Origin of the sequence: Streptomyces sp. NPDC014676, assembly GCF_043084105.1 — a bacterium.
Taxonomy (GTDB): domain Bacteria; phylum Actinomycetota; class Actinomycetes; order Streptomycetales; family Streptomycetaceae; genus Streptomyces.
Map to the genome: position 1 here is coordinate 242,243 of NZ_JBIBZI010000005.1, position 22,036 is coordinate 264,278.

The 22,036-nt window shown below is 73.0% G+C and carries 16 protein-coding genes and 1 pseudogene; 7 read left to right on the plus strand and 10 right to left on the minus strand.

The window, feature by feature from the left end; genetic code table 11:
- Positions 1-201: 201 nt before the first annotated feature.
- Positions 202-591, minus strand: coding sequence for a winged helix-turn-helix transcriptional regulator (locus tag ACF1DX_RS16580; protein ID WP_391791877.1), 390 nt, complete (start codon positions 589-591; stop codon positions 202-204).
- An 85-nt stretch (positions 592-676) separates the two neighbouring features.
- On the opposite strand from ACF1DX_RS16580, the gene ACF1DX_RS16585 reads away from it, so the two are divergent.
- Together ACF1DX_RS16585 and ACF1DX_RS16590 are read left to right on the plus strand one after the other, a co-directional pair.
- Positions 677-1,576, plus strand: a complete 900-nt coding sequence (locus ACF1DX_RS16585) for an LLM class flavin-dependent oxidoreductase (RefSeq protein ID WP_391791878.1) — start codon at positions 677-679, stop codon at positions 1,574-1,576.
- Positions 1,573-2,883, plus strand: coding sequence for an FAD-binding oxidoreductase (locus tag ACF1DX_RS16590; RefSeq protein WP_391791879.1), 1,311 nt, complete (start codon positions 1,573-1,575; stop codon positions 2,881-2,883). The genes ACF1DX_RS16585 and ACF1DX_RS16590 overlap by 4 nt, the downstream gene beginning before the upstream one ends.
- Positions 2,884-3,406: 523 nt before the next feature.
- On the opposite strand, the pseudogene ACF1DX_RS16595 reads toward ACF1DX_RS16590, so the two are convergent.
- Positions 3,407-4,181 (minus strand): annotated as a pseudogene (locus tag ACF1DX_RS16595) (transposase).
- Between the two features lie 387 nt (positions 4,182-4,568).
- On the opposite strand from ACF1DX_RS16595, the gene ACF1DX_RS16600 reads away from it, so the two are divergent.
- A complete protein-coding gene (locus ACF1DX_RS16600; RefSeq protein ID WP_391791880.1) occupies positions 4,569-5,948 on the plus strand; it encodes an MFS transporter in 1,380 nt (459 codons plus the stop codon).
- 43 nt (positions 5,949-5,991) lie between these two features.
- On the opposite strand, the gene ACF1DX_RS16605 is transcribed toward ACF1DX_RS16600, so the two are convergent.
- The 6 genes from ACF1DX_RS16605 to ACF1DX_RS16630 form a co-directional block, all read right to left on the minus strand.
- Positions 5,992-7,980 carry a helix-turn-helix domain-containing protein gene (locus ACF1DX_RS16605; protein WP_391791881.1) on the minus strand — a complete coding sequence of 663 codons (1,989 nt, stop codon included), beginning with the start codon at positions 7,978-7,980 and terminating at the stop codon, positions 5,992-5,994.
- Between the two features lie 87 nt (positions 7,981-8,067).
- On the minus strand, positions 8,068-8,868 hold the full coding sequence (locus ACF1DX_RS16610) for a 3-hydroxybutyrate dehydrogenase (RefSeq protein ID WP_391791882.1): 801 nt from the start codon (positions 8,866-8,868) through the stop codon (positions 8,068-8,070).
- A 54-nt stretch (positions 8,869-8,922) separates the two neighbouring features.
- The gene (locus tag ACF1DX_RS16615; RefSeq protein WP_391791883.1) at positions 8,923-9,402 is read right to left on the minus strand and encodes an NUDIX domain-containing protein; all 480 of its coding nucleotides are present in this window, start codon (positions 9,400-9,402) and stop codon (positions 8,923-8,925) included.
- Positions 9,403-9,467: 65 nt separating this feature from the next.
- A complete protein-coding gene (lnt, locus tag ACF1DX_RS16620; RefSeq protein WP_391791884.1) occupies positions 9,468-11,081 on the minus strand; it encodes an apolipoprotein N-acyltransferase in 1,614 nt (537 codons plus the stop codon).
- 255 nt (positions 11,082-11,336) lie between these two features.
- Positions 11,337-11,870, minus strand: coding sequence for a hypothetical protein (locus ACF1DX_RS16625; protein WP_391791885.1), 534 nt, complete (start codon positions 11,868-11,870; stop codon positions 11,337-11,339).
- A gap of 50 nt (positions 11,871-11,920) precedes the next feature.
- On the minus strand, positions 11,921-12,715 hold the full coding sequence (locus ACF1DX_RS16630) for a glutamate racemase (protein ID WP_391791886.1): 795 nt from the start codon (positions 12,713-12,715) through the stop codon (positions 11,921-11,923).
- Between the two features lie 16 nt (positions 12,716-12,731).
- Here ACF1DX_RS16630 and ACF1DX_RS16635 point away from each other — a divergent pair, with 16 nt between their 5' ends.
- The gene (locus ACF1DX_RS16635; RefSeq protein WP_391791887.1) at positions 12,732-13,949 is read left to right on the plus strand and encodes a glycosyltransferase; all 1,218 of its coding nucleotides are present in this window, start codon (positions 12,732-12,734) and stop codon (positions 13,947-13,949) included.
- 7 nt (positions 13,950-13,956) lie between these two features.
- Here ACF1DX_RS16635 and ACF1DX_RS16640 read toward each other — a convergent pair whose 3' ends face one another.
- Complete coding sequence (locus ACF1DX_RS16640) at positions 13,957-15,231, minus strand: TerD family protein (RefSeq protein ID WP_391791888.1); 1,275 nt, start codon at positions 15,229-15,231, stop codon at positions 13,957-13,959.
- Between the two features lie 295 nt (positions 15,232-15,526).
- On the opposite strand from ACF1DX_RS16640, the gene ACF1DX_RS16645 reads away from it, so the two are divergent.
- The 3 genes from ACF1DX_RS16645 to ACF1DX_RS16655 all read left to right on the plus strand — a co-directional run bounded on the left by ACF1DX_RS16645 (position 15,527) and on the right by ACF1DX_RS16655 (position 19,488).
- Entirely contained in the window at positions 15,527-15,955 is a 429-nt protein-coding gene (locus tag ACF1DX_RS16645; protein ID WP_391791889.1) for a DUF6643 family protein, read from the plus strand.
- A gap of 371 nt (positions 15,956-16,326) precedes the next feature.
- Positions 16,327-16,932 carry a hypothetical protein gene (locus ACF1DX_RS16650; RefSeq protein WP_391791890.1) on the plus strand — a complete coding sequence of 202 codons (606 nt, stop codon included), beginning with the start codon at positions 16,327-16,329 and terminating at the stop codon, positions 16,930-16,932.
- Between the two features lie 123 nt (positions 16,933-17,055).
- The gene (locus ACF1DX_RS16655) at positions 17,056-19,488 is read left to right on the plus strand and encodes a right-handed parallel beta-helix repeat-containing protein (RefSeq protein ID WP_391791891.1); all 2,433 of its coding nucleotides are present in this window, start codon (positions 17,056-17,058) and stop codon (positions 19,486-19,488) included.
- Here ACF1DX_RS16655 and ACF1DX_RS16660 read toward each other — a convergent pair.
- Positions 19,458-21,800, minus strand: coding sequence for a hypothetical protein (locus tag ACF1DX_RS16660; RefSeq protein ID WP_391791892.1), 2,343 nt, complete (start codon positions 21,798-21,800; stop codon positions 19,458-19,460). The genes ACF1DX_RS16655 and ACF1DX_RS16660 overlap by 31 nt on opposite strands.
- Positions 21,801-22,036 lie beyond the last annotated feature (236 nt).

A 22,036-nucleotide genomic window follows, 5' to 3' on the forward strand; every position in this document is an offset into this window, starting at 1 on the left:
GCCCGGATCTCAGAACCAAGGCGGTGCGGAGGGCGTCACCCCGCGTGGGTGGATGACCGCCGAGTCGGTCCGGCACGGGCGCACACAGGTTCTGCAGTCCGGAGGAGGGCGGATCCCTCTCCCGGGGCGCACGGCGCACGTCTCCGCCACACCACGCCGGTGTTCCCGGAGGGGTGATACCGACGTCGGTGTGTGCGGAGGTCAGCGTGTGGCATCACCCGGCTCGGACACGGCACCCGCGCCTGTGACACCGGCCTGGGCGGCCCGCCGCATACTCCACTCGGCCAAGGGCTGCAGGGCGTCGATCAAGGCATGACCTGCGGGCGCGAGGCTGTATTGGATCTGAACGGGCGTGGTCGGGATCACCGTCCGCCTGATGAGGCCCTGCCGCTCTAGCTCCTTGAGCCGCTGGGAGAGCAGGCGGTCGGAGATGCCGTCGATCACGGCTCGGTATTCGCCGAATCTCCTGGCACCCTGCGAGGCGGCGACCAGGATCGAACCCGTCCACCGGCGACCGACCAGCTCGATGGCCTCCTGGAAGCTCGGGCAGGTGTCGTCGTAGATGGAACCGCGCTCAAGTTCTGGCGGCACGCTATCACTCCTCAAGTTACTTATAAAATATTAGCACCTTACAGGTCGTTTGCCCGGGGCGGCCGGCCGTCGCAATGTGATGTGCATGACCGACTACGGACACCAGCTGTCGTTCGGCTTGCACCTCACCCCGGCAGCGGAAGCACTCGAAGAGACCCGTCGGCTCGCACACCAGGCCGACCAGGCCGGACTGGACTACCTCGCCGTCCAGGACCACCCGTACCAGCCCGGTCACCTGGAGACCTGGACGCTGATCAGCAATCTGTCGACGGCGACGAACCGCGTCTCGTTCCTCACCGACGTGGCCGACCTCCAGCTACGGCCCCCGGCCATGCTCGCCAAGGCCGCTGCCTCGCTGAGCGTTCTCACCGGCGGCCGCGTGCAACTCGGGGTCGGCGGCGGCGCGTTCGCCGAGGCGATCGCTTCGATGGGCGGACACCCGCGCCGCGGCGCGGAGATGGTCGCCTTCACCGAGGAATCCCTACACCTCATGCACAAGGCCCTGGCCGGCGGCGTGGTGCGATTGCAGACCGATCACCACGCCGTGACGGGCTATCACGCAGGCCCACTGCCGCCGGCGCCGGTGCAGCTGTGGCTGGGGGCCCAGAAGCCGAAAATGCTCGCCGTGACCGGCCGGGCGGCCGACGGCTGGATCTCCCCGCTGAACGTCTACGTGCCTCCCGAGGAGGTGCTCACGCGTCAGCAGATCATCGACGACGCGGCCACGGCCGCAGGGCGCGATCCGCGATCCATCCGGCGCATCTACAACGTCCTCGGCAGCATCGGAACGAACGGTGCCGGCCAAGGGCTCGTCGGGGACGTCGACGTGTGGGTCGACGCCCTCAGCGACTGGGCCTTGCGACTGGGCTTCGACACCTTCGTCCTCTGGCCCGCGGGGGAAGCGGAAGCGCAGCTCGCTCTTTTCACCTCACAGGTGGTACCCACCGTACGCGCACGCGTCGCGGCCGTCAGGGGGCAGCGATGAACCTGAACCTCGACACCACGCCGGCCGCGCTGACCGGCAAGCTGATCACGCCGACCGATCCGCGCTACGACGACTTCCGGTCCACTTACACCACGGTGGGCCACCCGGCCGTCGTCGTCGTACCCGAGTCCGCCAGTGACGTCGCCGCCGCCCTGCTGATGGCACGGGACCGTGGCCTTCCCCTCGCGGTGCGCAGCGGTGGGCACGGCCTGGCCGGCAGAGGCACCAACAACGAGGGGCTGGTCATCGACCTGCGGCGGTTGAACAAGGTCACGGTGCTCGACCACAGGAAGCGTCTCGTCCGTGTCGAGGCCGGTGCCCGCTGGGCACAAGTGGCGCAGGCGCTCAGTCCGCACGGCCTGGCCATCAGCTCAGGAGACCACGGCAACGTCGGCGTCGGCGGGCTGGCCGTGGGCGGCGGTGTCGGGTGGCTCGTCCGCCGCTTCGGTCTGACGGTCGACCGTGTGCGTGCCGTCGACGTCGTACTCGCCGACGGCTCGGTGGTGCGCGCGGACGCGCAGAACGAGCCGGACCTCCTGTGGGTGATGCGCGGTGCGGGCGCGGGCGCGGGCGTAGCCGTGGCCTTCGAGATCGAGGCGATGGAACTGCGCTCCGTGGGATATGCGCAGATCGCCGCCCGCGTCGATCCGGCGGGTCAGGTGCTTCAGCGCATGGACGCGGTCCTGAGGGACGCGCCGCGGGAGCTCACGACCGCGCTCATGCTGTCCTCGCAGGGGGCCGACACGCATGTTTTCATCACCGCGGTCGTCGCCACGGACGATCAGCAGGCAATTCGCCGTGCGATCGAGCCTCTCCTCGGCATCGGTGATGCGACGCTCCAGCAGGCTCTCGTCACGCCGTACAGGAGCCTGGTGCCACGGCACCACCTACACGCCAATGTCGGGCAGATGGCTTCCTCCACGTCGAATGGCCTGATCACGGACATGACGCCCACCGCGGCCCGCGCCATGGTCGACGCGGTGAGCGGCCCCACTCCCGTGCTGATCCAGATGCGGTCACTCGGCGGCGCGGTCGCCGACATCGATCCCTCGGCAACCGCGTTCCCCCATCGGCATCAGCGGTCTCTCGTCATCGCCTCGTCCTTCCCTCCCTACGGGCACGAAGCGCTGGGCAAGGCATGGGAACCGGTGGCGGAGCACACGCAGGGGGCGTACGTGAACTTCGAGAGCAACCCGGACAAGGCCGCGTTCGACCGCACCTATCCGGGATCCGTCGGTACCCGCGTGACTGAGTTGTGGAAGCGCTATGACCCCGAAGGCGTGCTGCGAACCGGGGCTCGATCATAGGACGCGAGTGCGGTCCGCACCGTACGTGACCGTACCGTCTCCGGCGAACACGCCGCTCGCGCAGGCGTTCCCCACCGCGCAGACGGGCTGACCCGACACACCGACTCGCTGCAGGACCCGCTGGGCCAGGAACGAGCCGCCGTACGGCGAACCGGCGAAACCGGTGTCGGGGCGATCCGGACGACACCGGCTGCCTGGACCGTGCGTTCCTTACCGCCTTGAGAGCGCGACCGAGGGGTTCGTCGTTCCGGCATCGCATCGCTCGACGGAGACCGGCCGGGTGCGACACGTGCTCTCCGCGTGCATGACTGCGATCCTGCAATGGCTCCGCTCGCCGTTTCAGGCAGGTCGGCCGGCAGCTCCGCGCGCGATCTTCGCCAGGAGGGCGGAGATTTCCTCGGGCATGGAGAGGAACGGCGAGTGACTGCTCGCCAGGCGATGGATCTCCGTCGCCCTGGCGGCGAGGGACTTCTGGCGCTCCACAGGCAGCGCCAGGTGATGTCCCTTGTCGTGGTGTAGGCGATCAGTCGTCTGACGTGGCGGGCAGGACGGTCGGGGTATCGGGGTAGAGGGCCTCCATGCTCTCGTTGGAAAGGTAGCGGCGGGGGAAGGCGATCCATTCGTCGTGGAGTTCGGCGAGGACCGCGGTGGCGAGGCGGAGGACGGCGGTCGGGTTGGGGAAGGCCTGGACGACGTCGGTGCGGCGTTTGATCTCCCGGTTCAGCCGTTCCAGCGGGTTCGTGGACTGGATCTTCTTCCCGTGCTGGTGGGGGAAGTCCGCGAACGCGGTCAGGTCCTCCTTCGCCGAACAGGTAAGGGAACCGGATGTGGTCCAGCGGGCGGGTGCGGAAGGCGTCGAGCTGTTCGTCCAGGTCCGCGCAGATCCGGGATACCTCACTCTTGGATATCCCGGTGTCCGAGCCCAGGGCCTTGACCAGGTGGTCGACCGAGCGGGTGGACACGCCGTGGACGTACGCCTCCATGACGACCGCGTAGAGAGCCTGGTCGATGCGCCGCCGGCGCTCGAGAAGGCTCGGGAAGAAGCTTCCGGACCGCAGTTTCGGGATCGCGAGTTCCAGGTCGCCGGCCTGCGTGGTCACCGTCTTCTCCCGGTGCCCGTTGCTCCAAGTGGTGCGGGCGTCGGTGTGCTCGCCCCACTCCGCGCCGATCTTCGTGGTGGCCTCGGCCTCGATCAGTTCCTGCAGCAGCCGTTCGGCGACCTCACGGACGAGTTCAAGACCATCTGCCGAACGTAGTGACTCAAGCAGGCGAAGCAGGTCACGCCGGGACAAGGACACCGTGCACCCCCTGGGGTCGAACCGTCCGTTCACTCCGGGCAGTTGCACGGTGGCCTGCCGGTTGAGCAGGGAGCAGACACCGGCAGGCGGTGCACCCGAGGGAGCGGAACCCGCGCATTCAACCGCGGAGATCCCCTACACCACCCAGCGGGACGCCATCCGGGAGTCAGCACCACACCGTCGAATCACCCTGAACCACGCGTCCCGGACGGCACTTGTTTCGACCACCATCGCGCTCCTGAGACGCCTTTCCACAAGTCGGCATGGTGGCCACGCGCATAGCCGGCCCTCGAACTATGTTGTCCCGCCACATGTGCGCCTGACCTGCGGATTCCTACGGTGTGGCGACACGCAAACGTCCCCGTCACACCCCAGGAAGTGGTGCCGATGTCGTCGCCCGCAACCGCTCCACCAGCCCCGGACAACCTCAAGCGCGTCGTCGCCGCGTCCCTCATCGGCACCACCATCGAGTGGTACGACTTCTTCCTCTACGGCTCCGCCGCCGCGCTCGTCTTCAACAAGTTGTTCTTCCCGGACTCCGATCCGCTGGTCGGCACGCTGCTGTCGTTCCTGACGTACGCCGTCGGGTTCGCCGCGCGGCCGCTCGGCGCGCTGGTCTTCGGGCACTACGGGGACCGGCTCGGGCGCAAGAAGCTGCTGGTGCTGAGCCTGCTGATGATGGGCGGGGCGACGTTCGCGATCGGGTTGCTGCCCACGCACGCGACCGTCGGCAGCGCCGCGCCCGTACTGCTCACCGTGCTGCGTCTGGTCCAGGGGTTCGCGCTCGGCGGTGAGTGGGGCGGTGCCGTGCTGCTGGTGTCCGAGCACGGGGACGCGCGGCGGCGCGGGTTCTGGGCCTCGTGGCCGCAGACCGGTGCGCCGGCGGGGCAGTTGTTGGCGACCGGTGTGCTGTCGCTGCTGACCGCCGTGCTGTCGGACTCCGCGTTCGGGGCCTGGGGCTGGCGGATCCCGTTCCTGCTGTCCGGGGTACTGGTGATCGTCGGTCTGTGGATCCGTCTCTCCGTCGATGAGTCGCCGGTGTTCAAACGGGCGCTGGAGCAGGCCGAGGCCCGCAAGGCGGATGCGGGCGCCGAACGGATGCCGGTCGTGGCGGTCCTGCGGCACCACTGGCGTGACGTACTGGTGGCGATGGGGGCGCGCATGGCGGAGAACATCAGCTACTACGTGATCACCGCGTTCATCCTCGTGTACGCGACCACGTCCGCCGGGGTCTCGAAGCAGACCGCGCTCAACGCGGTGCTCATCGCCTCGGCGGTCCACTTCGCCGTCATCCCGGCCTGGGGCGCCCTGTCGGACCGGCTCGGGCGGCGTCCGGTGTATCTGATCGGCGCGGCCGGGGTGGGGCTGTGGATGTTCCCGTTCTTCGCGCTGATCGACACCGGCGGTTTCGGCAGCCTGCTGCTGGCGGTGACCGTGGGTCTGGTACTGCACGGGGCGATGTACGCGCCGCAGGCCGCCTTCTTCTCCGAGATGTTCGCGACCCGGATGCGCTACTCCGGTGCCTCCATCGGCGCCCAGTTCGCCTCCGTGGCCGCGGGCGCGCCGGCGCCGCTCATCGCCACGGCGCTGCTCTCGGACTACGGCAGCTCCACGCCGATCTCGCTCTACGTCATCGCGGCGAGCCTGCTGACGGTCGTCGCCGTGGCGGCCGCCGAGGAGACCCGGCACCGGGACCTGGCGTACGCGGACCCGTCGGGTGGCGCGGACGAACCGGTCGAGGCGGTCCGGGACGCGCGCACCGTCTGATCCCGCACGGCACTGACCTCCGTACGCGCTCCGCGTACGGAGGTCAGTGCCGTGCGGGAGGCGGTGTGCCTCCGGACAGGCGGTGCAGGCGCAGGGCGAGCTGGATCTCCAGGGCCCGGGCCGGGCTCTGCCAGTCGTCGCCGAGGAGGCGGCCGACGCGTTCCAGCCGCTGGGCGACCGTGTTGACGTGGACGTGCAGTTCGTCCTTGGTGCGGGCGGGGCTCATGCCGCAGGCGAAGTAGGCGTCGAGGGTGCGCAGCAGCTCGGTGCCGCGTCGTTCGTCGTACGCCACGACCTGGCCGATGGTGCGGGTCACGAAGCCGGCGATGTCCCGCTCGCCGGCCAGCAGCAGCCCCAGGAAGCCGAAGTCCTCGGCGGCGGAGCCGTCACCGGCGCGGCCGAGGAGGCGGAGGGCGTCCAGGCAGCGGCGGGCCTCCGCGTAGGCCGACGCCACGGTGTCGGGACGGGCGGTGAGGTGTTCGACCGGGGCGGACGCGCCGACGGTGACCGGTTCGTGGACGGCCGTGCCCAGGTGGCGGGCGGTGCGGCGGGCCAGCTCTGTGGCGGTGTCGCCGGGGGTGAGGGGCAGCAGCAGGACGGTGCCGCCGTCGCGTGCGGCGGCGAGGCCCTGCCGGGTGGCCGCGAGGTGGGAGGCCGCGGCCCACAGCCGTCTGCGGGCGTCCGCCTCCTCGTCGGCGTCGGCGGCGGAGCCCTCCAGGCGGGCGGCGAGCACGGTGTGGGTGGCGTCGAGGTCGGCGTGCAGCCGGGCCGCGCGCTCGCGCAGCAGGCGCGGGTCCCGGTCACGGGCGTCGAGCAGGTCGTCGAGCAGCTCGCCGCGGACGCGCTGTTCGGCCTCGGCGGCGGAGCGGCGGGCGAGCAGCAGCAGTGAGGTGACCATGGCCGCGCGTTCCAGCGTGCGCTGGTCGACGGGGTCGAGGCCGGGGTGGCCGCGCAGGACCAGCGCGCCGAGGAGTTCGTCGCCGGCGGCCACCGCGGCGATCCAGTCGTCCCGGTGCCGTACCGCGTGGCCTTCCGCCCGTGAGGACTCCAGGGCCCGGCCGGGTGCCGCGGTGGCCTCGGTGAACTCGACCGTGCCGTCCAGTACCTGGGATACGGCGGCGGCCACGTCGTGCACCCCGCCGCCGCGCAGGACCAGTTCGGCCAGCCGGTCGTGGACCTCCGAGGCGCGCTCGATGACCGCGCTGCGGTCCTTGATGATCTCGTTGGCGCGTTCCAGGCCGGCGAGGGCCGAGCGGGTCTCGGCGAGCAGGTTGGCGGTGTCGATGGCGGCCGCGGCGAGGGCGGCGAAGGAACCGAGCAGGGCGATCTGCTCCCGTTCGAAGACCCGGGCCCGCCGGTCCGCGGCGAACAGGACGCCGATGACGTGGTGCCCCAGCGTCAGGGGCACACCGAGGATCGCGACGAGTCCCTCGTCCCGCACGCCGGTGTCGATGCTGCGCGTGTGCTGGAAGCGGTCGTCGCGGAAGTAGTCGTCGGTGACGTAGGGGCGGGCGGTCTGGGCGACGAGGCCGCCGAGCCCCTCCCCCATGCCGAGGCGCAGCTGCTGGAAGCGGGCGGCGACCGAGCCCTCGGTGACCCGCATGTAGGTGTCGCCCCTGGCCGGGTCGTTCAGGCTGAGGTAGGCCACGTCGGTGCCGAGCAGGGAACGGGCGCGCTGCACGATCGCCCGGAGCACTGCGTCCAGGTCGCGCAGTCCGGCGAGGTCGTGGGCGGTCTCGAAGAGTGCGGACAGCTCGGCCTCCCGGCGGCGGCGCCCCTCCAGCTCCGCGCGCACCCGCAGGGCGAGCACCTTGGCCTGCTGGAGGGCGGTGATCCGCTCGGCGGGCAGTCCCTCGGCGCGGGCGAGCAGCACCGGCTGCTCGTACGCCTCGGCGGAGGCGCCGCGCGCCAGCAGCTCCAGGAACGGCGTCTCGGCGCTGCCGGACGCGGGGCCGGCGTCGGGACGCGTCCGGCCCGGCGCTCCGGCGGCGGGGGCGGGACGCTCGGCGGACTGCACGTGATCGCGGGACATGCTCACAGGATTCCTCATCGCGCGGCCGCCCCGTCAGGCCTGTGGAGAACTCTGCCGGCCGACGGCCGGCCGCCGTCGGCCGATGTCTCAGTGCGCGGTCCAGCCGCCGTCCAGGACGAGTGAGGTGCCGGTCACGAAGGACGCCTGCGGGCCGCACAGATAGGCCACCGCCTCGGCGACCTCCTCCGGTTCGATGAGCCGCCGGACGGCGCTGTCCCGCAGTATCACCTCGGACAGGACACGGTCCTCGGGGATGCCGTGGGTCCGGGCCTGGTCGGCGATCTGCTTTTCGACCAGTGGGGTGCGCACATAGGCGGGGTTCACACAGTTGGAGGTGACGCCGTGGGGCGCGCCTTCGAGGGCGGTGGTCTTGGACAGTCCCTCCAGGCCGTGTTTGGCGGCCACATAGGCGGACTTATAGGCAGAGGCGCGCAGACCGTGGACCGAGGACACATTGACGATGCGGCCCCATCCCTGGCCGTACATGTGGGGCAGGGCGCCCCGGATGAGCCGGAAGGGTGCCTCCAGCATCACGGTGAGCACCATGTGGAAGACGTCGGGCGGGAACTCCTCGATGGGGCGGACCAGCTGCAGCCCGGCGTTGTTGACCAGCACGTCGGTGCCGGCGGCGGCGAGTTCGGCGGCGTCCAGGTCGGTGAGGTCGAGGACGTGCGGCTCGACGGCGCCCCCGGCGTCCCGGGCCGCCTCGGCGAGCGCCTCCAGGCCCGCGGCGTCCCGGTCGACGGCTCTGACCTCGGCCCCGGCGGCCGCGAGCCGCAACGCGCAGGCGCGGCCGATGCCGCCGGCGGCGCCGGTGACGAGGGCGGTACGGCCACCGAGGTCGAGTGGGGTGGCGTGGGGGGCCGGAAGGGCACGGGGCACGGTCATGTCTCGACCCTAGGCAGCACCCCCACAACGCCCCATGTGGGCAAGCCCTACAGTTCAGCCAGTTCCAGTGGGGTCGAACCATGTGGGTGCGTCGGACATGGCTTGCTTGATCCGGAAGCGCGCGAACTCGTTCAGTTCCGGCAGCGCGTCCACGGCGAACCAGCCGACGTCCAGCGACTCGTCGTCGTTGACCCGTGCCTCGCCGCCGAGGGCACGGCAGCGGAAGGTGATGTCCATGTACTGGCAGACGTCGCCGTTTTCGTACGTCACCGGGTCCAGCGCCTGGACCAGTACGACCCGCTCGACGGCACAGCGCACCGCGGTCTCCTCCTCGACCTCCCGCACGGCGCAGGCCGCGGGCTGCTCCCCGGGGTCGGGAATGCCGCCGATCACCGACCACTTGCGGGTGTCGGTCCGCCGGTTCAGCAGGACTCTGCCCTCGTCGTCGAAGACGAGGGCGGTGACCCCGGGGAGCCAGAGGAGCTGATGACCGGCGGAGGCGCGCAGGGCGCGGATGAAGTCAGGAGTAGCCATGCCCCCGACCCTAACCGGCCGGTCAGAGCCCTCCCCCGCGCTTCAGGGGGCGTGCGGCGGGCGTACTACCGCACGTCACCGGCGCGTCGCCCGCGCACCCCGGCGGCGACGGACCATCCCAGTCCGCCCGCGGCGGCCAGGACGAGGGCGATCTCCGGGAGGATGCCGAGGCGGGTGGCGGGAGTCCGGGAGGTGCGCAGCGGCACCTCCCGCACCAGCGAGTCGGCGACGAACATGCCGGTCCGCTGCGTGATCTCCCCGTCGGGCATGATGACCGCGCTGACCCCGCTGGTCACCGGCACGGTGACGGCGCGGCTGTGCTCCACGGCGCGGACCCGGGACATGGCGAGCTGCTGGTAGGTCATCTCGCTGCGGCCGAAGGTGGCGTTGTTGCTGGGCACCGAGATCATCTGGGCGCCGGCGGTGACCGTGTCGCGCACCGCCCAGTCGAAGGCGGCCTCGTAGCAGGTGACCAGGCCGACGCCGGCACCGTTCATGGTGAAGACGCCCGGCTCGCCGCCCCGGCTGAAGTCCCGGCTGACCATCGACGTCCAGTTCTCGTTGATCGCCCCCACCAGCGAGCGCAGCGGGAGGTACTCGCCGAACGGCTGGATCTGCCGTTTGTCGTAGGTGTCGACGGGGCCCTTCTCCGGGTCCCAGAGGATCTGCTCGTTGAGCAGCTCGCCGTCCCTGTCGACCACGCCGCCGACCGAGATGGGCGCGCCGATGGCCTTGGCCGCCTTGTCGATGACGGTGCGCGCGTCGGGGTTGGTGAAGGGGTCGATGTCGGAGGAGTTCTCCGGCCACAGCACGATGTCGGGGCGCTCGGCCTTGCCGGCCGCGACGTCCGCGGCCAGGCGCTCCGTCTCCCGCGCGTGGTAATCGAGGACCGCGCGCCGCTGGGAGTTGAAGTCGAGACCGAGGCGGGGCACGTTCCCCTGGATGACGGCGACGGTCACGGTGCCGGCCTCGGCCTCGTCGCTGACCAGCGACCGGGCGGCGAGGGCGGCCACCAGCGGTACGGCGACGCTCAGCACGCCGACGGCCGCCGCGGCCCGCCGTACGGTCCCGGTGCGCCGGGCCCGCAGGGTCAGCCGGACGATCTCGTACAGGCCGAAGCCGCACAGCACGACGGCGAAGCCCAGTACGGGGGTGCCGCCGAGCGCGGCGAGCGGCAGGAAGACACCGTCCGCCTGACCGAACGCGATCTTGCCCCAGGGGAAGCCGCTGAACGGTACGCGCGCGCGTACCGCCTCGCCGGCGATCCACAGCGCCGCCGCCCACACCGGCCACCCGGGGAGTTTCGACACCGCGGCGACACCCGCGCCGACCAGCGCGACGAAGACCGCCTCGATCACCACGAGGGCGATCCACGGGCCGGGGCCGACCTCCACACCGGTCCACACCAGCAGCGGCAGCAGGAAGCCGAGGCCGAAGAGGTAGCCGAGGCCGAGCGCCGCCTTCCAGCTCCGGCCGCGCAGCACCCAGCCGAAGACGGCGAAGGCGGGCAGGGCCAGCCACCACAGGGTGCGCGGCGGGAAGCTGACGTAGAGGAGCAGGCCCGAGAGCGCGGCTGCGGCGGCCGGGAGGAGGCGCACCAGCCGCCCGCCCCGCGCCGGGGGCGCGGTCCGCGGCGGCATCGGGTCCGACTCGTCGACGGGGGTTGCGGTGACGGTCACTCCGGGAGTCTACGGCGCGTGACCTGGCGGCCGACAGCACGGTCGGCGGGGTGCGGGACGCCGGGCGGACCCTCGCCGCCCCGGGTGTGCGGGCCGCGTGCCGCATCGTTTCCGCGCGGCTTGTCACCACACGTCCCCACACCGTGCACCAGCCGTTACGGTGTGCCGGTGCCCTGGTCGCGCGGCCCGGCGCTTGCGGGGCTTCTCCCAGGTCCCTGAGGCACTGGGGAGGCAGGACTGCCCGCGGCTGCGCGGTCAGTGTCTGCGGGGGCGGAGGCGGTCCCGGATGACTGTCACCGCCGCTTCCGCGTCGTCCACCGTCACCGTGAAGGTGTGGCCGTCCCACAGGCGCAGGATGATGCCCTCGCCGCGGCGTACGACGACCGCCGTGCCCTTCTCGGGGCGCCAGCGGTATCCCCAGCCGCCCCAGTGCCGCGGGGTGACGTGCGGGGCGAACTCCGCGCCCGCGACGTGCGAGAGCGGGATACGGCGGCGGGGCACGCCGATGTGACCGCAGCGCACCTCCAGATGCTCCTCGTCGACCCGCAGCGCGACGTGCACGAAGGCGAGGGTGCCGAACAGGACCAGCAGCCCGGCGGCGATGCAGCCGACGACGGCCATGGCCAGCGGCGCGATGCCGGACGTCCACTGGGAGTCGACGGCCAGCGCGATGCCGAGCGCCAGGCAGGCGGCGCCGATCAGCGCCAGGAACCACTGGAAGCGGTTGGTCGCGCGACCGGTCCAGACCTCGGGGTACGGGGCATGCTCGCCGTGGCGGTGGTCCCTCATGAAATCGAGGTTACTCAGAATTCGCTCCGCGGGTACCGCGTGGCGCAGCGTTACTGGGCCGTCCGGGCGGCAGCGGCGTGCCGCAGCAGCCGGCCCTCCGCGTAGGTGAGGGCGGCCGTGGGCAGCGCGCCCTCGCGTCCGCTCAGCAGCACCGTCAGGGTGCCGCTCGCCGACGTCTGGGGGGCGGGCTGCTCACCGAGGCGGCGCAGGGCCTGTGCGGCCACCGCTCCGGCGGAGCCGTGCAGGGCGAGCGGGGGGCGGCCGGGACGCTGCACGGCGGCCCGGATGCGCTCGGCGACCAGTTCGTAATGGGTGCAGCCCAGGACGACGGTCGTCACGTCGTCCGGGGTGAGCTCGGCGGCCGCGGCGACGGCGGCGTCGATCGCCGTCTCGTCCGCGCGCTCCACCGCCTCGGCCAGCCCCCAGCACGGCACCTCGGTGACGGTGACGCCGTCGGCGAAGTTCTCGATCAGGTCCCGCTGGTAGGGGCTGCCGGTCGTGGCCGGTGTGGCCCAGATCGCCAGCGGTCCGCCGCCGGCCGCCGCCGGTTTGATCGCCGGGACGGTGCCGATGACCGGCAGGCCGGGCTCGAGGCGGGCCCGCAGGGCGGTGAGGGCGTGCACCGTGGCGGTGTTGCAGCCGACGATCAGCGCGTCGGGCCGGTGCGCGGCGGCCGCCTCGGCGACGGCGAGGGCACGCCCGGTGAGGTCCTCCGGGGTCCTGGGCCCCCAGGGCATGCCGTCGGGGTCGAGGGAGAGGACGAGATCGGCGTCGGGGCGCAGACGCCGTACCGCGGCGGTGGCCGCCAGCAGCCCGATTCCGGAGTCCATGAGCGCGATCTTCACCCGGCCACGATAGACGATGAGCCGCTTCGGGCCTCTGTCGTGGGGCAGACTGCGGCAGGTGAGCGCCATTGTGTGGAGTGCCGCCGGATCACTCGCCGCCTGGTGGTGGCTGCTGTTCTGCCAGGGCTTCTTCTGGCGTACGGATGTGCGGCTCCCGCCGTCCCGCGACCCGGGGACCTGGCCGTCGGTGTGTGTCGTGGTCCCCGCCCGGGACGAGGCGGCGGTGCTGCCCGCGAGCCTGCCCTCGCTGCTCGCCCAGGACTATCCGGGCCGGGCCGAGGTCTTCCTCGTCGACGACGGCAGCACGGACGGCACCGGGGAGCTCGCGCGGGAGCTCGCGGACCGGCACGGCGGGCTGCCGCTCACGGTGGGCTCGCCGGGCGAGCCGCCCGCCGGCTGGACCGGCAAGCTGTGGGCGGTGCGGCACGGCATGGGGCTGGCACGCGCGCGTGACCCCGAGTACCTGCTGCTGACGGACGCCGACATCGCGCACGCCCCGGACAGTCTGCGCCGGCTGGTGGCGGCGGCCCGTACCGGGGGGTTCGACATCGTGTCGCAGATGGCCCGGCTGCGGGTGGAGAGCCTCTGGGAACGTCTGGTCGTACCGGCGTTCGTCTACTTCTTCGCGCAGTTGTACCCGTTCCGCCGGATCGGGCGGGAGGAAACCCGTACGGCCGCCGCGGCGGGCGGCTGTGTGCTGCTGCGTGCCGAGGCGGCCGGGCGGGCGCGGGTCCCGGACGTGATCCGGGGGGCCGTCATCGACGACGTGGCGCTCGCCCGCGCGGTGAAGCGGGGCGGCGGACGGGTCTGGCTGGGACTCGCGGACCGGGTGGACAGCGTGCGTCCGTATCCGCGGCTGCGCGACCTGTGGCGCATGGTGGCGCGGAGCGCGTACGCGCAACTGCGGCACAGCCCGGTGCTGCTGGCCGGTACGGTCGCCGGGCTGGCGCTGGTGTACCTGGTGCCGCCCGTCGCGGTGATCGTGGGCGCGGTGACGGGAAGCGGGGTGGCGGCGGTCCTCGGCGCGGCGGCCTGGCTGGTGATGTCGGGGACGTACGTGCCGATGCTCCGGTACTACCGGCAGCCGCTGTGGCTCGCTCCCCTGCTGCCGTTCACCGCGTTCCTGTACCTCCTGATGACGGTGGACTCGGCGGTGCGGCACCACCGGGGGCGCGGTGCGGCCTGGAAGGGCCGCACCTACGCACGTCCGGACGCCGTACCGGACGAGGGCTGAACAGCCCTCACTTGCGGCCGGGGGTCCAGTTCATGCCCCACCCGTAGGCGTGATCGACGGTGCGCTGCGGGCTCACTCCGCGCTCGGGGACCAGGTAGCGGGCCTCGCGCCGGACGACGAGCTCGCCGCCGCCGGTGTTGGTGATCAGGGCGAGCGCGCACACCGTCGAGGGGACGGTGCACTCGTCGAGGGAGAAGTCGATCGGCGCGCCGTGCTGCGGCCGGAGCGTGACCGTGGCGTGCAGGTCGGCGAAGGAGCGGGCGCCCTCGTAGATGGTGACGAAGACGAGGACGCGCCGGAGGAGGTGCTTGTGGTCGAGGTTGACGGTGAGGTTCTCGCCGTTCGCCGCGGCACCGGTGCGGTCGTCGCCGTCCAGGTGGATGAAGGGGGGCTGGTGCAGTGCGCCGAAGGCGTTGCCGAGGGCCTGGACGACGCCCTTGCGTCCGTCGGTGAGTTCGTACAGGGCGCACAGGTCGAGGTCGAGGTCGGAGTGCAGGGCGACCGGGCGGCCCAGCTTGCCGGCCCAGCCGGAGAACTGCTTGCGGACCTCCCAGTCGAGGTTCACGTGCAGGGCGCCCGACGTGCCGCCCTGTTTGGTCAGGGAGACGGAGGGGGCCGCCTTGGTGAGCGTCACCTTCGTCAGCCGGACCGGTGCGGGGGGTGCGGACGGCGGGGGCGGTGCGGCCGGAGGGGACATGGTGACCGGCGGCGCGACGGGCGGCACCGGGGCCACGGGGGCGGCGGGTGCCGCGGGGGCGCGCTGCGGCTCGTCCACCGTGATGCCGTAGTCGGTGGCGAGGCCCTCGAGTCCGCTGCTGTATCCCTGGCCTACGGCGCGGAACTTCCAGGCGCCCTGGCGCCGGTAGAACTCGCCGAGGACGAACGCCGTCTCGGTGGTCGCGCCCGTGCTGTCGAAGCGGGCCGCCACGGTGCCGTTCGCGGCGTCCTTGACCTCGATGCACAGGTCCTGGACCTGTCCGAACGTGCCGCCGTCGCAGGAGGCGGCCAGGATCACCGTCTCGATGCCGGGCTCCACGCGCGCGAGGTCGACGAGCAGGGTGTCGGTGGCCCGCCCTCCCGCGTCCCGCTTGCCCTCGTGGCGCACGGCGCCGGAGGCGTGGGCGGGCTGGTTGTAGAAGACGAAGTCGTCGTCGGAGCGGACCTTCCCGCCGGTCAGCAGGAGGGCCGAGGCGTCCGCGTCGGGTACGCCGGGGCCGGAGCGCCGGCCCACGTCCACCCGTAGGGCCGTCGTCGGCACCGGTGTGTTCGATCCCTTCGGCATTGACATGTCCGCCCCCATCACGGGTCGCCGCGCCGGGCCGGGACCCGGTGTCCGTCGGTGTTCGTGCGCACAACTTATTCCCCCGCCCGGGGAACTCCCACGGGGAGTGCGCGGGAACCGGTGGCCAACCGCCGGTAACCCGTCCGGAACTCGGCCTTTACACGAAATACTCCTGCCGATGTGCCCGTTTTCCACAAGTTCGCTCGTATTGGGGATCCCCGGTCACGCCGGGCACGGAAAACAACCCTCTTATCGGTCTCCCCAACCAGCACATCGTGGGCTTAACTTATGTGCCATGACCTCCCCCCGCTCCACTTATGGCGGCGGCTACTACTCCGCTGCCTTCCCGGACACCCCGATCTACGACTCCCTCGTGGCCGAGCGGGGTACCCCGCAGATCGCCCCGATCCGGGTCCCCGCCGCGTACGAGGCGCCGGCCAGCCATCTGCCCGCCCTCCCCTCGGCATTGCCCGCCCTCCCGGCGGCTCCGTCCCAGCCCTCCTACGGCTACCCGCAGGCGCCGCAGCCCGCCCCGTTCCAGCAGGCGCCCGCGGCGTACATCCCGCAGCAGGCGACCGCGCCGCGCGGCTACCCCGGCCCCCAGCCGCAGCCGCCGCGTCCGGTTCCGCCCGCGGGCTACGAGGCGATGCGCCCCGCGGCCCCGCGGCCGGGTCCCGCTCCCTACCAGGACCCGTACAACAGCCAGCAGTACCGCGGGTACTGAGCCTGCCCGGGGCTGTCGGTGCCGTACGGCACGACGGCCCCGCGGGCGTGCCCATCCGCACCCGATCCGCCGGAGGCCCCGAGGTCGCTTCCGGCTGTCCCCGGGGAGGGAACCGGACCTCCGCCCAGCGGGGCGGGAAACACGGTTCCGCCTCGGACAGCACCGACCGCCGCACTTCGCACGGAACGCCGCCGGGCCTCCGACCGGCGGCGTCCGGCTGTCCGCGGCGGGAACACGGGCATCGGCGCCGACGCGCGGGTCCGCGGCCCCGCGGTTCCCCTCGCGGGCGCGGGAACCGGGCCCCGGGCCCGTGCGTTGGCCTTTCACGAGAGATCCGTGAAAGGACCCGCGGGGGGAAGGGGGCGCGGACCGTGCGAGCGATCAGCGGACTCTGGCGCTGGCGGCACAACCCGTTGTGCCGCGGGACCGACCTGGCCGAGGCCTGGGTGGCGTTCACGGCGCTGCTGCTCGTCCTCGTCGCCGCACCGGTGGCCGGCGTCCTCGTCGGAGGCGCCGCCCAGGACGTCCTGCAGCGTTCCGTCCGCGCACAGCACCAGTCCCGGCACCTGGTGACGGCCACGGTGGTGCGCGAGCTCGATCCGTCCCCGTCGGCCGGCGACCCGGAGACGTCCGCCGGCGGGGATCCGCCCCACCGCGTCCTCGCCCACTGGACCGCGCCGGACGGCACCGAGCGGAGCGGGCCGGTACCGACCCGCCTGAAGGACCCCCGCCCGGGCGACCGCTTCCGGATATGGACCGACGGGCACGGGAGAACGGTGGCCCGGCCCCTGGACACCGCGACGGCCACGACGCACGCCGTGCTCGCCGGCCTCGGCGCCGCCCTGGCGACCGCGGCCCTCGCCGAGGGCTTCAGACGGCTGGCCGTCCGGCGCATGGTCCGCCGCCGGTACGCGCGTTGGGACCGGGCGTGGGAGAAGGCGGGCCCGGACTGGGGCAGGACCGGGACCGGCAGCTGACCGACGTTCCGGCTCCGGTCAACCCGGTGCCCGCGCGCACGCTACGGTGGTCCGGCCGAACCGATCGGCGGCAACACGCGCGCGAACGAGCCACGTACGACAAGGTGGGGGCACAGCTACGCCATGGCACAGGGCACGGTCCAGGTGACGCACACCGGCACATCGAGGTGGCGGCGCCGCACGGGTGAGTACGCATCGCTCGCCGCCGCCCTGGAGGCCGCGGCCGAGGGCGACGTCCTCACCGTCGCTCCCGGGACCTACCGGGAGAACCTCGTCGTGCAGCGGGCGGTGACCCTGCGCGGCCCCGAGGGCTCACCCGGCTCGGTGCGCATCGCGCCCCCGGACGGCGTTCCGCTGACCGTGCGCGCCTCGGCGGTGGTCCAGGACCTGCACGTGGAGGGGCAGGACGCCACCGCCCCGGCCGTGCTGGTCGAGGGTGGCACCCCGGAGCTGCGCGACATACGCGTGGTCACCCGGTCCGCGGCCGGCATCGAGGTGCGCGGTGGCGCCCGGCCCACGGTGCGCCGCTGCACGGTCGACAATCCGGCGGGCGCCGGCATCGCCGTACTGGACGGCGGGGGCGGGGTGTTCGAGGAGTGCGAGGTGGTCGCCGCGGGGCAGGCGGGGGTCGCGGTGCGCGGTGGCGCCCATCCGCGCCTCGAGCGCTGCCGGGTGCATCACGCCTCGGGCTCGGGACTGACCGTGACCGGGGAGAACTCGGCGCTGGAGGCGGTGGGTTGCGAGGTCTACGAGGTGCGGGGCAGCGGTGTCCAGGTCACCGGCCGCGCCACCGCGCACCTCACCGACTGCGATGTGCACCGGACGACCGGGGACGGCGTCACGCTCGACACGGACGCGGTGCTGACGCTGGCCGACTGCCGGATCCACGACATCCCGGAGAACGCGGTCGACCTGCGGTCCCGTTCGGTGCTCACGCTGACCCGCACCAGCGTGCGGCGGTTCGGCCGCAACGGTCTGTCGGTGTGGGACCCGGGCACCCGCGTGGACGCCAACCAGTGCGAGATCTTCGACAGCACCGGTGACTACCCCGCGGTGTGGGTGAGCGACGGCGCCACCGCCGTACTGGACTCCTGCCGGGTGCACGACGTGCCGGACGCCCTGTTCGTGCTCGACCGCGGTTCCCGCGCGGACGTCGTCGACAGCGATCTGACGCAGGTGCGCAACACGGCCGTGTCGGTGAGCGACGGCGCCACCGCGCAGCTCGACGACTGCCGGATCCGGGAGGCGGCGACGGGCGCCTGGTTCCGCGACCACGGCAGCGGCGGCACCCTCGACAACTGTTCCCTGGACGACGTGCAGACCGGCGTGATCGTCACCAAGGGCGCCGACCCGACCGTCGAACGCTGCACCGTCGGCTCCCCCGCCGAGGCCGGTGTCTACGTCTCGGCCGGCGGCCGCGGAACCTTCGTGAACTGCCGGGTCACGGGCAGCGGCGGCTACGGCTTCCATGTGATCGACGGCAGCCGTACGACGCTGCGGAGGTGCCGTACGGAGCGCTGCGCGCGCGGTGGGTACGAGTTCGCCGAGGGCGACGCGGCGTCCGGTTCGGGCGGTCCCGTCGTGGAGGACTGCACCAGCGACGAGAGCGGGAGCCCGAAGCCGGCGGCGGCACCGGAGCCGGCCGCCGTGCGGACGGTGAGCCACACCACCGGCCTGCTGAGCTCCGTTCCCGCCGCCCGCACGGCCGAGCCGGCACCCCCCGTCCCCGCCCCTGAGCCGCAGACCCGCACCTCCAAGGCCGTGCTCGGGGAACTCGACGCGCTGGTGGGCCTGGAGAGCGTCAAGCGCGAGGTGCGCGCCCTCACCGACATGATCGAGGTGGGCCGGCGCCGGCAGCGGGCGGGCCTGAAGGCGGCGTCGGTCAAGCGGCATCTGGTGTTCACCGGCTCCCCCGGCACCGGCAAGACCACCGTGGCCCGTCTGTACGGCGAGATCCTCGCCTCGCTCGGGGTGCTGGAGCAGGGGCATCTGGTCGAGGTGTCCCGGGTCGACCTGGTCGGCGAGCACATCGGCTCCACCGCGATCCGCACCCAGGAGGCGTTCGAGAAGGCGCGCGGCGGTGTGCTGTTCATCGACGAGGCGTACGCGCTCTCCCCTCAGGACGCCGGGCGCGACTTCGGCAAGGAGGCCATCGACACGCTGGTGAAGCTGATGGAGGACCAGCGGGACGCGGTGGTGGTGATCGTGGCCGGCTACACGGCCGAGATGGAGCGGTTCCTGTCGGTCAACCCGGGTGTGGCGTCCCGTTTCTCACGGACGATCACCTTCGGCGACTACGGCCCCGAGGAGCTGCTGCGGATCGTGCGGCAGCAGGCCGAGGAACACGAGTACCGGCTGGCGCCGGGCGCCGACGAGGCTCTGCTCGCGTACTTCACCGACATCCCCAAGGGGCCCGCGTTCGGCAACGGGCGCACCGCGCGGCAGACCTTCGAGGCGATGGTCGAGCGACACGCGAGCCGGGTGGCCCAGCTCGACGAGCCGACCACCGACGACCTGACCCTCCTCTACGCCGAGGACCTGCCCGCGCTGTCCTGAGCGCCGTCGGGCTCCTCCGTGTGCCGGGGCGCCGGTACCCCGGGACGCAGACGGGCGAGCAGCCGGTGCCGTTCCTCGGCGAACGCCGGGTCGGCCTGGTAGTCGGAGTGGCCGAGGATCGGCGCGGGCAGGGGGTGGGCCTCGGTGCGGCCGTAGGCGAGGGGGTCCTGGAGGGCGGGGCGGTCCACGGCGGGGCCGCAGTCGCCGGGCAGCCGCATCGGTCCGCCGATGGGGTCGGTGCGCCGGTGGAGGTTGCGCCAGCAGTCGACCTCCCGGTGCAGGGAGGTGAGCGCGTCCGGGCCGAAGTGGGCCGGGAACCAGCGGCCGTACAGCCGCTCCAGCGGGGAGCCGTAGGTCAGCAGCGCGACGCGTCTGCGGGTGGACGGCGCGAGCTGCCAGGCCGTGGCGGCGGCGAGGACGCTGCCCTGGGAGTGGCCGGAGATCACCAGCCGGCCGCCGGTGGCCCGGGTCCAGGTGGCGATCCGCCAGGTCAGGTCGGGCACCGCGCGCTCGGCGTAGCAGGGCGGCGCGAAGGGGTGCGCGGCGCGCGGCCAGAAGGTGCCGACGTCCCACAGGATGCCGATGGTGCGCCGCGCGGAGGCGTCCTTGTAGGCGCGGCGGCCCGAGGCGACGAGGAGGACGAAGCCGAGTCCGATCAGCCAGGAGCCCAGCGCCTGCGCGGTCTCGGCGGCGCCATGGACGACGGCGTACGAGCCCCGGGCGGCCTCGCCGGGTGTCCTGTCGGTGGTCAGGGCGCCGACGAGGGCACCGGCGCCCAGCAGCAGGGTCGCGGCGGAGGTGACGGCGAGGACGCGCGGCGCGCGGTCGGTGAGCGTGGCCATGGCGCGCACGGAGGCGATACGGCGGGTGCGGCCGGGGTCGCCCGTCTCGCCGGGGTACTCGCGTTCCACGGCGGCGCGCTCCGCGCGTGCGAGCCGCCAGGCGCGCCGGGCGAGCCAACCGCACAGCAGCAGCACCAGGACGAGCAGCGGCGGGATGACGGACGCCTGCCAGGTGAGCAGCACGGGCGGGCCGGGGATCGAGGTCCCGGTGCCGTCCAGCCAGTCGGAGACCCGCTGGGAGACACCGCCGGACATCACGCCGCCCAGCGCGCAGGCGAGCATGGCGACCGCCGGTCCGGCCAGGCCCCGCATCGCGGCGCGCCGGTCCGGGGCGGTGCGGTGCAGGCTGCGGGCGACTCCGGCGAGCACGATCACCAGCAGGCCCTGGACGAGGGCGAGGGCACCGAAGGTGGCGTCGCCCGGCAGCCTGCCCGCCGACTCCCAGCCGGGGCGCTCCCACCCGGCGTAGAGCAGGGTGAGGGCGAGCAGGACGAGCGCGGCGAGCGGCAGGTACCGTACCAGGCGCCGGTCGAGTCCGGCGTCCAGCCGGCGTTCGGAGCGGCCCCGGCGGCACACCACCCCCACCACGGCGCACGCCCCGGCGGCCAGTGCCGCCTCCAGGAGCACACCGAGGACGGCCAGGACGGCCGGGCCGCCCGGCTCGCGGTCGTGGCGGGCGGCGGCGGAGCCGACCGCGGCGGCGACGGTGAGCAGTCCCGCGGCGGTGTGCGCGGCGCGCAGCCGGGCGACCAGGCGCCGGCCGTACCAGAAGCCGGGCCGGCCCAGTGCGGCGCGCCCGCCGTCCTCCTCGGGCTCGGGGTCGTGGGTCATCGGCTGCTGGGACTCGTACGCGCTCCAGGTGCGCAGGGACAGGAACCACAGCAGGCCGGTGAGGGCGGCCGGCACCAGGGCGGCGAGCGCCAGCCTGCGGCCCGGCGCGCTCCACCAGCCGCCGTCGGACATCACGGGCGAGAGGAAGCCGAGCCAGGAGTGCCGTTCGGCGCACGCGCGCGTGCCCGCGCACTGCCAGGCGGCCAGGTCGAGGGCGACCTCGCAGACGGCCGCGACGAGCAGCACCGTCAGGCTCAGTGCGGCCAGCCGCACCAGCAGCCCGTACAGCCGGACCGCGCGCCGGCGGCCGTGGGCGGTGGGGCGCATCCAGTGGGCGAGGTTGACCACCATGAAGGGGAGCAGCAGCAGCCACAGGGCGCGGGTGCCGTTCCCGGAGGTGAGGTTGCACCAGACGTAGGCCTCGGGGACGGGCCCCTCGCGCCGTCCGGCGGGCCGGTGCTCCGCGTCGGCGTCGTCGGCGCGGCGGAACACGGCGGCGATGTCGTCACCGGTGATCCGGACCGTGCGCGGGTCGTCGAGCATCTCCTGGGGGGTGGTGCCGCCCACCCCGTGGACCAGGAGTTCCAGGGCGGTCCCGTCGGTGCCCTCGGCCGGTCCGTGCCGCTGCGCGTTCTCCACTGATCCGCACTTCCCCCGTGACGCCCCGTCGGCTCCGTCCGTGCGGGCACAGGATCTCCCGTACCGGAACGGCTCACACCTCTCGTCACGTAGTCTCCCCGATCCGTGGGGCAAGCAAGCGACATGTGGACCATCAGTGACATGCGCGCGACGAATCATCGATGGCGCCGCGCGGGGCACGGCATGCGAGGATGGGACGTCCGCGCACCGATGACGGTCGGAAACCTGCTCGTCGC